The 16,086-nt window shown below is 57.0% G+C and carries 12 protein-coding genes; all 12 read right to left on the bottom strand.

Features of this window, described 5'->3' with window-relative positions; translation table 11 throughout:
- Positions 1 to 121: 121 nt before the first annotated feature.
- On the bottom strand, positions 122 to 1,537 hold the full coding sequence (locus tag RRF55_RS09360) for a VasL domain-containing protein (RefSeq protein WP_021314025.1): 1,416 nt from the start codon (positions 1,535 to 1,537) through the stop codon (positions 122 to 124).
- Between the two features lie 19 nt (positions 1,538 to 1,556).
- On the bottom strand, positions 1,557 to 2,000 hold the full coding sequence (tssE, locus tag RRF55_RS09355) for a type VI secretion system baseplate subunit TssE (protein ID WP_004152261.1): 444 nt from the start codon (positions 1,998 to 2,000) through the stop codon (positions 1,557 to 1,559).
- A 2-nt stretch (positions 2,001 to 2,002) separates the two neighbouring features.
- Positions 2,003 to 2,539, bottom strand: a complete 537-nt coding sequence (gene tssJ / locus RRF55_RS09350) for a type VI secretion system lipoprotein TssJ (protein ID WP_020806091.1) — start codon at positions 2,537 to 2,539, stop codon at positions 2,003 to 2,005.
- Positions 2,520 to 3,536 (bottom strand): type VI secretion system baseplate subunit TssG, encoded by a 1,017-nt coding sequence (tssG, locus tag RRF55_RS09345; RefSeq protein WP_074184326.1) that lies wholly within the window; start codon positions 3,534 to 3,536, stop codon positions 2,520 to 2,522. Before tssG ends, tssJ begins: the two co-directional genes overlap by 20 nt.
- 29 nt (positions 3,537 to 3,565) lie before the next feature.
- Positions 3,566 to 5,329: a type VI secretion system baseplate subunit TssF gene (tssF, locus tag RRF55_RS09340; protein WP_021314028.1), complete on the bottom strand. Its 1,764-nt coding sequence runs from the start codon at positions 5,327 to 5,329 to the stop codon at positions 3,566 to 3,568.
- A gap of 133 nt (positions 5,330 to 5,462) precedes the next feature.
- Positions 5,463 to 8,858, bottom strand: a complete 3,396-nt coding sequence (locus RRF55_RS09335) for an ImcF-related family protein (protein ID WP_064153508.1) — start codon at positions 8,856 to 8,858, stop codon at positions 5,463 to 5,465.
- Positions 8,859 to 8,963: 105 nt separating this feature from the next.
- Positions 8,964 to 10,109: a hypothetical protein gene (locus RRF55_RS09330; RefSeq protein WP_021314030.1), complete on the bottom strand. Its 1,146-nt coding sequence runs from the start codon at positions 10,107 to 10,109 to the stop codon at positions 8,964 to 8,966.
- A 119-nt stretch (positions 10,110 to 10,228) separates the two neighbouring features.
- A complete protein-coding gene (locus RRF55_RS09325) occupies positions 10,229 to 10,492 on the bottom strand; it encodes a PAAR domain-containing protein (protein ID WP_004216433.1) in 264 nt (87 codons plus the stop codon).
- Positions 10,493 to 10,579: 87 nt separating this feature from the next.
- Entirely contained in the window at positions 10,580 to 11,557 is a 978-nt protein-coding gene (locus RRF55_RS09320; protein WP_021314031.1) for a hypothetical protein, read from the bottom strand.
- A 214-nt stretch (positions 11,558 to 11,771) separates the two neighbouring features.
- Complete coding sequence (locus RRF55_RS09315; RefSeq protein ID WP_032415133.1) at positions 11,772 to 12,836, bottom strand: SEL1-like repeat protein; 1,065 nt, start codon at positions 12,834 to 12,836, stop codon at positions 11,772 to 11,774.
- 37 nt (positions 12,837 to 12,873) lie between these two features.
- Positions 12,874 to 14,070: an SEL1-like repeat protein gene (locus tag RRF55_RS09310; RefSeq protein ID WP_021314033.1), complete on the bottom strand. Its 1,197-nt coding sequence runs from the start codon at positions 14,068 to 14,070 to the stop codon at positions 12,874 to 12,876.
- Between the two features lie 74 nt (positions 14,071 to 14,144).
- Positions 14,145 to 16,016, bottom strand: a complete 1,872-nt coding sequence (locus RRF55_RS09305; protein ID WP_048332882.1) for a phospholipase — start codon at positions 16,014 to 16,016, stop codon at positions 14,145 to 14,147.
- Positions 16,017 to 16,086 lie beyond the last annotated feature (70 nt).

The following is a 16,086-nucleotide window of genomic DNA, read 5'->3' as shown; positions in this document are numbered from 1 at the left end:
CAGAGATCGAAATAAAATTTTCAATACAACTACAAACGGTATATTTAAATCATTTTCAGACTACGAAGGGCGTTCGGTTCTTGCAATATTGATGTAAAGAAAATGTTGCCATGCGCACACTTTATTTCACCGCCTCACTCACCGAGGGCTCACCGGTTGCGGGGAGCGCAGCGGTCGGCGACGCCGGCTGTTTTCGCTTCAGCAGGGCATACTCCACTATCAGCTGTTGCAGATGCAGCTCCGCGAGGCTTCCCCGCGCGGCTGGCCAGGGTTGTTCAACGGGAAGCGCGGCCAGCTGGCGCAGCTGCTCCTCCAGCGGAACAGCGCGGTTAAACGACTGTGTGATGGCAAATACTGCGGTTTTCAGTTCGCTCACCGTCAGGTACTTCCCCTTCTGCTCGTCGAGGGCATTGAGCTGGTCGGCGAGCCGCTGCAGCTGCTGCATGCCCTCCGACCAGCCGGTAAGATTTTCCGCGGGCAATGCGCCAGCACTCAGCTGCTGCCGCCACTGCTGCGCCAGCGGTTGCGCCTGATCCGGCCAGCGGATAAGGGCCTGGTGGACCAGCTGGTCGCCGTAGCTGACCGCCCAGTCCGGCGCCAGGCGGGCAAGCTCGCCAAGCTGGCGCTGCGTCTGTGGCAGATCAACCGGCCCCGGGGGCGTTGTCGCCGGCAGGCCCGGTATCGGTCCGGCATTTTGGGTGACCGAAATGGGCGGCAAGTCGGACTGACGCAGCGCCAGCCATCCGCCGACGGCGATACCCGTTACCGCCAGCATGGTAACCATTCCGGCGATAAACGGCTTCCAGCGCGGCGCGGCTGCCGGAGTAGACGCCGCCACCGGCGCGGGCCGCTTTGCAGGTGAAGGCGGAGCCAGCGGCTCAGCCTTTGGTCTACGTTTTAGGTCTGGCACTGGCTCAGCCTTCGCCGCATCCTCTTCGCTGACCAGAGTGCCGGGAAGTTCCGCGTCAGACACCGCCACCGGCGGCGCGGTGGGAAGCGCTGGCGCAGGGTCGAGGCTCTCGAAGCGAGTTGCCGTGCTGTACAGTAGCGCCCGCAGGTCGCTCAGCTGGTTTTCAGGAGCGATCTCAAGGCGCTGGAGCACTGCGTCGAAGCTTTGCAGCGAACGTTCAGCCTGCTCAAGCGAATCAACATCCTCTGGGGTAAGATTCAGGGTACGGATCACCTGCCGCAGCCGCTTGCTCAGGGTGCGGAAGATCTCTGTCCGGGCCGGGAGCGCCTGTGGCCACAGGTTTTTCCCCTGACGAACCAGCAGCGACTCCATCAGCGTCAGCCCCTCATTGATCCCTGCCACCCCGCCCAGCCGGGCGCGGGCCAGGGTATACCAGGCGACAGTCTGCAGGTCCGCGCCGTGATGCTCCAACAGCCCGCGGGCAAGCTGCTCGGCATACGGCCAGTTAATATCCGGCCGCGCCGGGTGGCTGAGCTTGTTCATTTCCGCACGCAGGGCCATAAAATCAGCCAGCGTGCGCGGGTCGCCACCGGCTTTATAGTGACGGTCGTGGTGTGTTGTCATCATGATGTCTTTCAGCGAGAGATTAGAGGGCGGAGCGGGCGTCAAGGTACTGCTGACGTTTGAGGTGGCGGATCAACACCCTGCCCTCGGGCATAAACTCCGTGCCGTAACGCACCAGGCCAATATCCTTCAGCTCCGCATCAATGGCATAGCGCAGTTCGCCGGGCGCATGCTGATCGAGCATCACCACCGCGATCCGCTGCAGGCGCGGTTCGTATTTCAGCAACACCGCCGACAACGTGCTCATCAGCTGGTGCGCCGACGCTGGCATCCCCTGGAGGATAGCGGTCATATCCGGCAGGCCGTAGTCCGGCAGATGCGCCAGCGTTCCGGCCCGACAGTTGAGGATACGCTGCATGTTATCGAGCACCGACAGGATGACCTGATCCGTTTCGCTGACAGTATTCAGGTCAAGCCCGCCGGCGAAATTGCCGTACAGGATGTCATACAGGGAGGGACGAGGCATTTTCACTTCTCCTTAAACGGGTGCAGCGTCAGTTGATTTTGGCTGGCTTCGATAATGCGCGGCCTCGCCGGATCAAGTTCGTCCCGGGTGAGTACCAGCCGCCAGCTGTTTTGCGTCAGGTCTGGATCGATAAACATGGCCGCCACCGCCACAAACTGCGCGCTGGTTTCCATGGGCATATCGACGGTCACCGATTCGCCCGGACGCAGGCGAACATCTTTTTCCGCCACCCGGTCCGTCTGCAGCGCCTGGCCATCGCCGGCAAACAGCGACGGGTAGTCAGTATTGTCGAACGCTTGCCGGTCCTTCAGCTGATAAATACGCACCACCGTCGCCAGGGAGGCGCCTTTGGCGTTGTTATTCACGCCTTCCCGGGCGCGAAGATCCAGATGCAGGGTTTTCACCTGGGGGTAAAAAATGGACTGGGTCACGGAAACGGCGCCGTCTTTCACGGTCTGCGTCAGGCCGCAGCCGGTTAAGACGGTAACCATGAGGAATGCCAGCAACCTGGCGGAGGGTTTAACTGCGGTAATCGCCATCTTCATCGCTCTCCCTGCGGTGGATATTTTCCCGGACGCGCTGATAGCGCCCCAGATAAATCGTGACTCTGTCGTCAGCCTGTTTCTGCGCATCCAGAGGACGCAGCACAGCGGTACGGCCGAGCTGGACGGCATGCTCCTGCTGGCAGCAAAGTTGCGCATCCGGCAGTAAATGGCGGGCGACGCAAAGCTGCAGCCGCACGTCAAGATGAGATCCGAGCCAGACGTGCAGAAGCGCCATCAGGTCGCTGAACAGTTCGCCGCCGGGCAGCCAGCCGCGAACCTCATCAGGCTTTTCCGTGGCCAGCTGCAGCAATACCTGACCGTTCACATCCGTGGCGTGGGTTCCCATCACTGGCCTATGTTGCAGGCTAACCGGCTGACGGACGCTCATCGTTAACGGCTGCGACAAGGGGATCCGGCAGGGATCGTGGTGGTACACCGTCGCCCGGGTCCCCGGGGCCAGGAGCGCCACCAGCGCCTCCATGCCTTCCCCGGATCTCCCCGGCAGCATCATCACCGGCAGCAGCGCCAGAAATCGCGACAGCGGCGATGCGGCAACGGCGGCACATCCCGGTATGCCCAGCCCCGCCAGGCCCAGCAGATACTGCGAGATGTTGTCCGTGCCGCCCGCCCGAAAGGTTGCCGGGTAGGAATATTTGCGCCAGATACGGTAATACTGGGCGATCAGCCGATGGTTAAAGATATCGAGGAAATCCTCGGTGGCCTCGACGCCTTCCCGCCGTTGCGCAATGTCATCGCTATAGTGGGTCGGCAGCGGGGATTCCACGCCGTAGAGTCCCATAAAAGTCACGCGAACCGCCGGCGGACGGGGCGGTTCAGGATCGTCCATTCCACGGATTTCGCCAGCCGGAAAGCCCATCCCCGGATGCGGGCGAAAGCGTATGGGTTCATCACCTAATAGCCAGCCGCTGCCGATGATCGGCGCCTTCGGATGGTTCTTCTCCAGCAACTGGCAGAAGCGGTAAAAATTCATGTACGGCAACTGAGGCCGGAGCTGCGCCATCAGCCGGGCAGGCGCAGACTGTGATTCTCTTTCCACCGGATACATTTCCCTTCAGGTTGAACAATGAGCGTCAGCTGGTTGAACTGATTCATATCGGCATATAGTGCGAAAAAGCGGTTGAGCATATCGCCAAACAGGTGGACATCGCCCGCACCGGTAAATCCGCTACCGTCGAGCGTCACTTCGATATCCAGCCCGCGCAGCAGGAAGCCCTGCTCGAAACGCTGAATTCGGTGATGGCTGACCGCCAGAATGGCGTCCAGACGGCGATTATTGAGCTCATCCTCCCGCCAGTTGTAGAGCGACAGCGTGCCGCGCAGCACCTCGGCGCTGCTCATCATGTTGAGAAAACGGGTGCCCAGATGGCTCATGACCCGCCAGTGGTAGCGGTCTTCCGCCGGGGGATAGGCCGGCAGCGTGGGCTTACAGAGATTGCAGACGGTAAGCGGCGTGGCTGATATCGACTCACAGCGATCCAGCAGCGTGCTCTGTAGCGCCCGGCGCGGCAGCTGGCCGTTAGTGCCGGTGATGCGTAAGGAGACCGTTTCCCGCGCCAGCTCCCGGTCAGCCTCCCATTGCTGTCCGCCGAGGATAAGCCAGGTATCGTGCATGCCGGTTACGCCCCGTTTTACGCGGGTGTGGTAGTAGCGCTCCGGCGCATGGCGACGCATCATTCCCCCCTGGTGACGAAAGCGGGTGAAAGGCACATAGCGTGCCTCCCCGGTGCGCCCGGAGCCGGTCACGCTGTCAACAGAATAGATTTCGGTATGCCCGTCCTGCAGGCGCTTCGGACGCAGGAGATATTCGCTCTCCAGCCCGCTGATGGTCAACGGATCGGCCTCAAGGGTAAACAGGTTAATCACCGGCACACAGTGCAGGCGCAGGCTGCTTGCGCTGACGGGTAAATCACTTTGCCAGACCTCGCTGAACACCACCTCAAGCGTGAAATGCGATATCCCCGCCGGCAGGGTGATGTTTTCCAGGCCATTTAGCTGCACGAACATAAATTTTTCGCGAAAGGTGAAATACTCGAGCAGCAGCTGATAGCCGCTGAAAGCGCTCTCCCCCTTCGGCCATAAACGATCCTCCTCGCTGAATCCCCCCGGGGAAAAATAGCCGTCGAGGCTTACCCGCTCTGTCTGACCCGGCAGACGCAGGTACAGCGCGGCCTGGCGTCGGGTCAGCCACAGATGGAGGGCGCTGCCGGTAACGGCGTCTTCCCCCAGGTACAGCGCCAGGCGGCGGAGATCGGTCTGCGACCAGTCAGCCAGCTCGCTACAGGCGAATCGTAGTCGCAGGGCCGAACGTCCGTCCGGCTCCGCCGTCATCACCGCCTCCTCTATCGCCAGCGGGTTAAGCGTCAGATCGCGGGTGGTTCGGTACCGGCACACGGTATTTTTCGGCCCCAGTGGGCGGGAGCTAATCTCAAACCCGGCGGGCACCGTTTCCGCTATCTTCATCGCCGGCAGCGTTGGGGTCAGCGCCACGATCGATAGCGATGGAATAGTGCGCAAATAGTGCGGCCACAGCATGCTGACCAGCCCCTCGGTCAGCTCCGGCAGATCATCATCAATTTTTTCGCGCAAGCGACCTACGGAAAAGGCAAAGCCTTCAAACAGGCGCTCAACGTAAGGGTCCGGCGTACCGGCTTTATCGAGATCCAGCATCGCCGCCCGATCGGGGTGAGCCTGCGCGAACGCTTTTGCCGCCTCGCGCAGGTAGCGCATTTCAGCATCAAAATATCGCAGGGTTAAATCGTCCATTATGAATATTCCCTTATTCGTCTACAGGGAGACACGCAGCATGGCTGCGCGGTCAGATTAGTTGGCCGTCGGGCGGCCATGAGCGAAGGAGGCCTGGCGTTGCAGGTTAACGCCAATCAGTGAGGGAGAAGGTTCAGTATCCCTCTTCGCCGGGTATATCGTCGGTCAGCGGAACACGTTCAGCAGACGCGCGCACGCTGAATATCGTCTCCGGTAGCGTAAAGTTTCGCAGCGCCAGCAGCGCCAGCGGTCCTTCCCCCGCCTCGGTACGCAGCGTGTAGTTCAGCAACAGACCATCCGGCGCTTTCCAGCTCAGGCTCCAGCTGCTGCTCGTTCCGGGATAAGCGCTGACCACCGCCTTATCCAGCAGACGGATCCACCCCCAGGCGCCCGGGAAATCGCCATACTGGCGGGTGCCCGCCCGGGTACTGATCCAGCTCAGACTGGCGCCCGGCGCTTCGGTGTCAGCGGGCCAGCTGAACCGCCGCCAGACCGGCATCTGGTTCATATAGACAAGTTTCTGATTGTCGATGACCAGCTCCGTCTGCATCACGCCGTCCGCCGTGCCGGGGCGAAGCGCAAAATGCAATCCCGCTTCGCCGTTGGCGAACGCGACGTCGGAGAGATGGCTCAGGGTATTCATCGCCTGCAGAAAGGCCGGGTTAAACGTCAGCCCCTGAGCATTGATACTGTCCGCCATCCAGCGGCTCCCCTCTTTATGCAACACGCCGTTCAGCCGGGTCTGCAGAAAGCGGGCGATGCGCCCGGTCTCGCTGTCGAGGTATTTTGCCAACAGCGGCAGAGAGACTTCACTGCTGGTATTTTTAAAGGGGTAGCGGCCGCCAAAGGCGCTATTCCAGTCCTCCACCACCGCGCTGCGCCACTGGGCGTTGAGACTTTCCGCCGCCGGGGTCAGCACCTGCTGCCAGGCCTGTTCCATCGGGCGAACAAAAAGCGTTTGCCCAAATCCACTCCACTCCTGGCCCAGCCCCGCCGCCACCAGGCTGCCGTAGTCGCGCGTTTCGGTTAAATCCACGGCCTTGCCCTGGAATACCGTCTGCGCAAGCAGGCGGGTCATCGCCTGCGGGTCGGTGGCGTTGGTGACCTGCTGCAGGCGCAGACGCACCTGGGTGACGCGGGTCAGGAAGGTCTGCAGGCTAAGACGGCTGGTGGGCGTCCCGCCGTCGCGATTGTCCAGCAGCGCCAGCACGGGTCCGAAGGTGGCATCCACAGGACCGCGCGCGCCGGACCGTTGATCGATGACGGGCGAGTTATCACGGTTAAACAGCTGCCTGGCCGATTTGACCAGCGAATCGGCGATGGCTTCCCCGGTCTGGCCGGTTCGCCCCTGCACGCTCAGGGTGTTCATCAGCGCCACCAGCGGCGACTGGCGCACATCGGCCATCAGGGTCAGCTGGTCGATAGCATCGGAGAGGGTCGCCGCGCGCTGCCAGCGCAGACTGTTGAGGAAATCCAGCCAGGCGCCGCTAAAATCAGCGAAATAACGCTCCGCCAGCCTGGCTCGCAGAGCTTCCGGCGACGTCGACTGCGCGGCAGTCTGCTTCGTATCGCTCAACACCCAGTCCATTTCATCGCGGCGTTCCGCGACCACTTTCTCAATGGCCGGCTGCACGGCCTGCTCCCAGGCCTGACGGGTAAACATGCCCGGCACCACCTCATCAGTGCTGAACAGACGCGAAGCATCGGTGTCGGCAGTCATATCCGCCAGGCGCATATCGGCATACTGATTCGCCACCTGCGCGAGCATCTTCTGGTAAAGCGTGGACTCACTGTTGCGCTGGCCCATCTGTCGAATTAACCGTGTGCGCACCTGGCTGACCAGACCGTCATCGACAGGCAGACGCCACTGCGGATGCGACGCCAGACTGGCGGCATAAAATGCCAGCAGCGAAGGGCCGCTGCCCTGCCAGACGGCGTCGGCGATGCCTGAGCGCTGCGGCCAGTCCTGCATTAGCGTAGTGGCGAACCACGCGGCGTCCATTTTTTCCGGGCGGGTCAACATCAGATATTGTTTCAGTTGTCCGTAAGCGGTCTTCGTCATCTTCTCACGCAGTGGGCTGTCCGGCGGCAGCTGCACGAAGGCGGTGAGCTGCTCTTCCAGATGATGCGCCGCCGCATCGCGCAGCAGCGGCTGCACCCTCTCTCCGTAGCGCGGGAACAGCGCCGCCAGCAGGTCATCGTTCTGACTGAGGCCAGCGCGGAGGTACCACGGCGCGCCGTGCTGCGAGCGGTATTCCAGTTGAGAAAGCGTTTTCTGTAACGCGGAGAGCGCATGCAGGCGTACGGCCAGCGGCTGTTTCTCCGCTGAGGCCAGCCGCACCTGCTCCTGTGCGATCGCCACCAGCTCGCGGTTGGCGATAAAAGAGACTGTCATTGAGGCGGCCCAGAGTAACATCAGGGCGGCAGTGGAGGCAGAGACAGCTCTTCGCCAGGGAAAGCCGATCTTTCGTGCTTTTAAGCCGGATGGCCTGAGAGATTCCAGTAGCACGTCCCAGCGTTTATCGTGGCGCCAATGATGCTTCAGGCTGTGCGACGCCTGCGGCGATGACGGGCTGAACACAACGCCGGCTAACGGTAAAGCACGATGAGGTTCCAGAAACGTCGACAGGGGAACACTAATCCGCTCCGGCTGCCGCGTGAGTTGGTCCGCCAGGCCCAGAAGAAAATGATGCTGCGGATTACCCGTGACCTGTTGTACTCCAGTCTCTAACAGTCTTGAGGGCAACGCCGAAAGTAACTGGCGCATCTGCGACGACTGACAGTCTGGCGGGAAGAGACTGCCGACAGATTGCACGATGCGCCCGGCCTGATCATCCGCCTGGGGATGCAGCGACCAGACATACAGTGGTACAGCCCACCCTAGCAGTGAGAAACGTTCAGCCAGATCATGGGCAATGTTATCTATATCCTCCATGGACAACAAAGCGGGGGATACGTGCTGATTGGCTGCGGGCAGATGATCAAACGCAGAAGTGACCCACACCAGCCCATTCACTGGGGGGCAAAAGCGTTTACGCAAAGCAAAAAGCCAGTCATTATCCGACGCGCTCTGGGGTTCCCCACCCCAAAGCAATAATGTGTCTCCATTCTCCTGCCAGTACTGGCTACTCAGGCCCGGTGCAAGGCGTTCAACATCCGCCACGCTTCCCGTGAGCATCAGAATGTTCATTTTGCCAGCCCCAAAGCGACCATACTGGCGACGCAATGTCTGCCTCATCTCAATAACTGCGCGGTGACTCTGGGAAGCCGGCTTCAGATGCTGACCACTTGTCAATGGCGCCCCCTGCCCCTTCAGATGGCGGCCGAGTATGAACTGCACAATACGGCCGCCATAACGAAAAAGCAGAATAAGGATCCCTAAGCCCAGGCAGAAATAGAGTTTCGCTTGCAGCGTATTCAATCCAATCTTGTCGCCATAGTGATATATCCCCCACAATATTGCGCCAGCTATCAGCATCAGCACCCCAAAACGGCTACCTAAGCGCAATATGCTATCCGTTGCATTCATCCTTATTTCCTGCAGTAAGAAGATTCGAGAAAGATTCAGACCCACCACCAGGGGCTGATATGACCGTCTGATGAGATAGTGTGTAGTCACGAGGCTTGCCGCCTCTCAGGCAGCGCGAACGGGCCTGGCCTGGTGAAGCTCTGATGATAGTGGTAATGGGGTGATCACCGTGGCCCATAATGGTTGGTCGGCAAAACCGTCACCACTTACAATGAGTTGAGATTTATCGTCACCGCACCGCAGGATTGCTCCAGCGATCGCGACCCAGGGTGCTGCGACGCCTGGATAACCCAGGCTACTGTCCAGGTTGTAGAAATCACGACCGATATTGATCGGGCTCGACAACGCGATCAATCCCGTTGCGATGGGCTGATGATAGTTCATCTTGATACCCACCAACCAACCGGCAGGCACGGCCTCCGCGGGTAACGCGGCCCAGTCAAACGCGCGCGCAAAGGCATAATGAAACGCCTCGTGGCTTATCCCCTTCACCTGCTCTGGTCGGTGGAGAAGCGCCAGTGGCATAAGATCCGCCGCGACCTGAGGACTGGCAAGCAACAGGCTAACCACCGTTTCTGCCGTTCCCTCAACCTGTTTGGGAGCAACCTGTAGCGCCACAATCAGCATCAGGGATGGCTCTGTCATCGGCTGATCCAGCCAGTGGTCTATCATCTGCAGTCCTTTGCCTTCCAGATACGTCACCGGTTGCCGGATGTGACTGTTCGCCAAACACTGGCGCCAGATCGACTGTATCTCGCTGACGGGCATACTGCCGTCGCTCTCTATGATTAATGACAGCGGTATCTCTGCAGGAACAGATGCCAGTACAGAAGTCAGCTCATTCAACGTATTGCTCATGATGCGCTTAACCAACTGTTCGGGCGTTTCGTCGCCGATACGCAACAGCCGACTATGTCGTATACCTTCGTCACTCCACCAGGAAGGCTGCGTTTTTAAAGCCGGGGTATTGTTTCGTAATGCCTCTCTCTGCCCCTTACCGTCCTGATCATCAGGGAGACGTAATGCGGTGTGTAAGCTTACGCCCAGGATTGCCAGGTGGCGCCGCCCTCTCTGGATTTCACGACTCCAAATCTGTTCACGATCGTTATCCCAGCCATCAGCCATTGACTGTAACCCTTTATACCAGGCGATACGCAACGCCAGCAGAATAAGCCAGAGTAATGCCGGTAATATCAACGCCGTTTGCCAAAAATCCGCGGTGTTTATTTGGAGTTTATCTTTATTGCTCATAATGGCCCAGCAGGTGCCCGCTGCCAGCCAACACAGCAAAAACAGCAACCAAACCCACCACGCCGGTGCTCGAGGCCGTTGGGCAGGCGGGGGAATACGTTTTAAATCGACAGGCATCGTTAGCGCACCCTGGCTTGTGGCAGGCTCGACAGCAATACACAACCACAAGCACAACGGTGGCCATGGAACGCAACCGGTATGCCATGATCGCTAAAAGTAGGATGCCCTTCGGCAATCACCGTCGGACCATGGCCTTTGATCGGACAACTGACGGGATCGCCCAGCCGCGCCACGCCGATACCACCAAATTTCATATTACTGGAACCACGGAGCACTTTCCCGCCCCCGGTATGCGTATCGCCTGTACGAATAATTCCTTTCATAACTTTATTTACCTTGTAGCATTTAAGGAAAATAAATAGCTGCGATAATTAGCAATTTTTTGCGCAGCCATTTTCTCAATATCAGAGTTATAACGCGCGAGAAAGTTTCTCCAGCTTAAGCAGACTTAAAAGTTCGGAATCGTTTAGATGGAAAATCAGTTCATCCGGCAGACGACGATAGAAATCTGGCAATTCAGTCAATTGATAGAAGAAATTATTTTCATTGAATTCTTTAATCCTCGTGAGTTCGGGCATCAATTCCATCATCGGCACATCCGCAGAATAACCATGCCGAACTTTAGCCAGATTACTCATTTTTTTGATGCAGCCTTCACATCCTTCATTAATGCCTTTTTCCCACAAACGATAGGCATCTACTCTCCTGCCTTCCATATCGGCAAGCAACCCAAGATGATCATAAGCCTCTGCATAACCTTGCCCTACCGCACATGCCAGCAACTGCTTACCTAATGGGTGCAATTCCTGAACCCTGACAACAATAGTTCCCCCTACTGCTGACATGGCCTGTGGACTGCCACGCTTGATGGCTTCAGCATACAAGTAGTACATTGTTTCATCGTCTCGACCAAACAAATACGACGCATATTTGTAGGCAGCAATAGGGATGCCCCGAGAAACGAGTTCGTGGAGTTTGGTGGAAGCAACCTCTATCGGAGTCTCCGCACTCGGGTATTTTATTGCCCAGACACTATTTACATATGCGGCCTTCCAGCTTCCGGCTTTTATTGCTGTTGCAAGCAGTCCTTCACGTTTTTGCTTATGTTCAGGACTGTTCCAGAAACCCTTTATTTGATCTCCCTCAGAAGTATACTGAACCAGTTCACTGAACGCCTTTGCAGCACTCTTATTTTCTTCAGGTGTAAATCCAGACGCGTTATGACAGACAAATTTCATACTCTGAAAATACTTCATCAAACCCGGATCAGGATTTATTTGCCCAGCCGAATCCACCCACTTCGGCGAATGATTAAAATCTTCTAAATTAGACTGCCCCGCTGCTATCCCTGAGAAGAAAATAAAAAAGCCGATTAAAAATTTACGCATATGATTTGTCCTTAAATTTATAGGTATTAATGCCAGCGATAACTCGCCGTAAGAGGAGATTTATGCCTCGCCCGTCAGTCGCCAGAGCACCTGCCTCTCTCCCCGCAGCCATTTATCGCCAAGCGAGCAGGAGCGCAGGCGGACAAGATTTAATTTATCCAACGGTATGATGTCTCCCTCGCGGAAGAAACGGATGGCACGTTCGTTCAGTCCTTTACGGAGCCGCCACGCTGTCCTTCTCAAAGTCCGGTGACGTCGGCAGCGGCCTGCCCGTCGCCGGGTTCAGCTGTTTCGCTTTCGCCAGTTTCTCTATCAGCGCTGCATCAGGCACTGGCGGCGGGATATTTGCCTCCCATTCCTCCAGCCACTTCAGCTTGCCGTCCCACTCCGGCAGCGGGGCCGGCGGCAGCGGCACGATATCGTTGATTTCCGGGACGACAGGATGGGCCCATGAGTATTTCGCCAGCACAGCACCTATCTGCTCATAACGACGGGCACGCTCCGGGTCTTTCTCCAGTGCCAGATAGAACAACCTGTCCATTGGTTCAGGTCCGGAAAATCCGTGCATCAGGAAACCGGCTGAGGTTGAATCTCCCGCTGCCACACCCAACTGGAATGCCTCAGTTGCCTGCTGAAATCGCTTATTATTTTTCAGGTTAACACCCAGATCACTGGATACCTCTCTCTCTCCCTGTTCAGCAGCACAGCGACGCATCTGACGGGATATATCCGGCGCAATATCAATCGGAGCGAGTTTATCCCCCACATACGCCTGCGCCTGGGGATTCCCTTCATCTGCCGCCTTACGATAGTAACGCAGCGCCATCTCCGGGTCCTGCGCCAGTCCTGCCGCACCGTGCTCCAGATAGATGGCAATAAAGTAGTAGCCGGCGGCCACCTTCGCATCAATCAGTTGCTGACTCAGGCGCAGACGTTCATGGCTGCTCAGCGCAAAGCGCCCGCGCAGCGCACCGTTCTGCAGGTTAATACTGGCTTTGTAATGCCCGTTTTCCGCCGCGATGCGATACAGTCGCGCAATTTCCGCATCCACCGTTTTATCCCGGTTAATCAGGTTATTTTTTTGCAGCCAGCGGGCATATTTAAACAGGACATCGGTTTCAGCAGACGCCTCAGGAATGATCTGGTGTTTGCAGGTAAACGCCAGGCGGGTGTTAATATCGGTCAGCGGGTTCACCGGCACATCCTTGTGGATGCTTTTCTGGTCACAGCCTGACAGCAGCAGGCTGCCCAGCACTATCCATGTCGTTATCCCTTTCATTCCCTGACGCTCTCCTTTTCCTTATCTTCTGCAGAGCTTATGCCTCGCCGACCCGGCGCCACACCGTCTCCTGCTCCTCCACGACCAGTCTGTCGCGCAGCGGCCAGGGACGTGGCCGAACGAAGGTCACCTTCTCCACCGGCATGATGTCTCCCTCGCGGAAGTAACGGATGGCATGTTCGCTCATCCCTTCACGGGGCCGCCACGCCGGCTGCCAGTAGCCGCTTTGCGGGCAGGGCTCGCCGCTGCGGCACTGCAGCCGCGCCACGCTGTCCTTCTCAAAGTCCGGTGACGTCGGCAACGGCCTGCCCGTCGCCGGGTTCAGCTGTTTCGCTTTCGCCAGTTTCTCTATCAGGGTCGCATCAGGCGCTGGCGGCGGGATATTGGCCTCCCGTTCCTCCAGCCACTTCAGCTTACCGTCCCACTCCGGCAGCGGGGCCGGCGGCAGCGGCACGATATCGTTGATTTCCGGGACGACAGGCTGGGCCCATGAGTATTTCGCCAGCACAGCGCCTATCTGCTCATAACGACGGGCACGCTCCGGGTCTTTCTCCAGTGCCAGATAGTACAGCCTGTCGGTCAGTTCCGGGCCTGCAAATCCATGTTCAAGGAAACTGGCGGAGCCTGAATCTCCTGCTGCAACGCCCAACTGGAATGCCTCTACTGCCTCTTGGTATTTTTTGTCAACTGCAAGGCTATTCCCCAATGCATTAGCTGCACGCCCCTCCCCTTGCTCAGCGGAACAACGGCGCATCTGACGGGATATATCCGGGGCCATATCAGCAGGCGCGAGTTTTTTTCCTACATACGCCTGCGCCTGGGGATTCCCTTCATCTGCCGCCTTACGATAGTAGCGCAGCGCCATCTCCGGGTCCTTCGCCAGTCCTGCCGCACCTTGCTCCAGGAAGATGGCAATAAAGTAATAACCGGCGGCAACCTTCGCATCAATCAGTTGTTGGCTCAGACGCAAAAGTTCAGTGCTGCTCAGCGAAAAACGCCCGCGCAGCGCACCGTTCTGCAGGTTAATACTGGCTTTGTAATGCCCGTTTTCCGCCGCGATGCGATACAGTCGCGCAATTTCCGCATCCACCGTTTTATCCCGGTTAATCAGGTTATTTTTTTGCAGCCAGCGGGCATATTTAAACAGGACATCGGTATCAGCAGATGCCTCAGGAATAATCTGGCGTTTACAGGTAAACGCCAGGCGGGTATTGATATCGGTCAGCGGGTTCATCGGCGCGTCCTTGTGGGTATTATTCTGGTCACAGGCGGTCAGGAAAAGGCATAGTAAAATTAAGAGTCGTTTCATCAGTCCAGATCGCTCATCGTTGACTTGTTATAATAAAACTTAATCAGAGAAGCCTCAGGTTGTTCTTTCTTGGAATCCTGATGGCTCTCGTTTTTATCCAGTAGGTCACCCCAGGCCTTAAAAGCATCCTTCGCATCATCCTGCCCCCCTCGTCCGTTAGTATGCATATTCCATAACCGCCGTCGTAAATCCCGCGTCACGCTGGCCCATTCATGGGCAATATTCATTTCACTGTCCACCTGCATACTGCGCGTGTTGATATTCGCTGAACCGTGGGTGGTAAATACATCATTCACAATCATCAGCTTCGAGTGAATATATACCGGCACCCATTCCTCCGGTGGTGAGTCCGGAGCCACCAGCGAGCAGATATGAACCTTCAGTCCGGGGCGTTCCTCCGGCAGGATTTCACTGCTCTGAATTTCATCGGCCTTCTTTTTAAAATCAGCAATTTTCTCACTCATCTCGCGGTTACGTTTATTGATATCTCCGGGGTCGATATAACCCACAGAACCACCGAACGTTGCGTTGCTGAGTTGTCCGACCTTACGCAGTTTAGTCACTTCAGGGATAATGTTTGCCTGACCCAGCACCTCAAGCATCCGCTGGGTATTCACCGTACCCGCCCCAATGCCTTCATCGGTTACGTTAGTCACAACAAACAGATGCAGTTCTCGCCCCACTTTACTCTGTCTTTCCGCAACCTGATTAATTAACTCTGCCAGCGGCGGCCAGCGAAAATACTGATTTTCGATATAGATAAACTGCGTTGCATTATTTACGGCCTGCAGATAAAGCGTTTCAATATCATGCTTTCCTGCCTGCGCCTGAGTGCGCAACAGTTGCGCCATCACCGGCGTGCCGTGTAGCGCACGCAGTTTCAGCTTTTTCGCGATGGACACGCTATCACGGATAGTCAGCAGATCCTGACCGGTTTCCTTCTCCCACGCCATGGCAAAATTATGATGCAGATGCTCCAGAATCGGGCCGGTTACCCGACTGGAAATATCCTGCCGCGGCAGCTTACCGTTAGCGCCTAAGCGGGGATCCATATTGTTGCCCGGGCGAAACAGTGCTGAATGTTTATCCGTATCCCAGTACTCATCAAGCATGTTGTGACCCATAACAAAACCAACCGCAGACTCCGGCAGTTCGTAGTCAACCAGCACCGTTTTTTGATGATGGGTCACGGTACCCGCAAGAGTAAGCATCGTGTCAGGGCTGATATCCGGATCAAGCGCCATATTCGCAGCGCGATAGGCAATTTCAGCTCTCTCCAGGAAATTAAACCCACGCCCGACAAACAAAGGAGAAAGTGAGCTTAATTTTTCTTGTCGTTGCGCTATGGGTGCGGCAGCAATTTCCGCTATCCCCGCCTGTCCCTTTTTTAACTGATGATCGGACCATTCCCCTGACAGAGAATACTGACGGAACCATTGTCGGTCATAGGCATAACGTTCATCCGTAGTACTCTGGCCTTGCCGGTCCTTATAACGAATGACTCCCTTCCCCGGTAAATTGGCCTCTCCTCCCACACCTGCGGCATTACAGGGCATTTCCCAGCCCAGAATACGCACCTGGACTTTTTTTGTTTCCGCAATCTTGCAAAGTAATTCGCCGATACACAACGACTGACCATCACGGATAAAGTACATCGAAGGCTGAAATCCCCAGCAAATAATATCCACCGTTTTCTGTGCATTCATGATGGCATGATAAACGGCAGCAAACGCCTCTTCCCCGTTTACCAGCGGCTTATAGGTCGCCGGCATCGGTGAGTATTCTGTATTCTGCACAAACCAGGGAGAGGTGATCATACATTGACGGGTGGCAACCGTGGCAATCGGGGTAATAATGTCTTCCTGAGTCATTATATTTCATCCTTTTAAGTGAGACTTTTGCCATTCAGCGAGGAAATTACCGTACGTGGCAGTCTCCTTA

This window comes from Klebsiella sp. K47 (genome assembly GCF_051858335.1).
GTDB classification, from domain to species: domain Bacteria; phylum Pseudomonadota; class Gammaproteobacteria; order Enterobacterales; family Enterobacteriaceae; genus Klebsiella; species Klebsiella pneumoniae.
The sequence above is the reverse complement of the archived record's forward strand: the minus strand, read 5'-3'. Positions and strand labels throughout refer to the sequence as shown.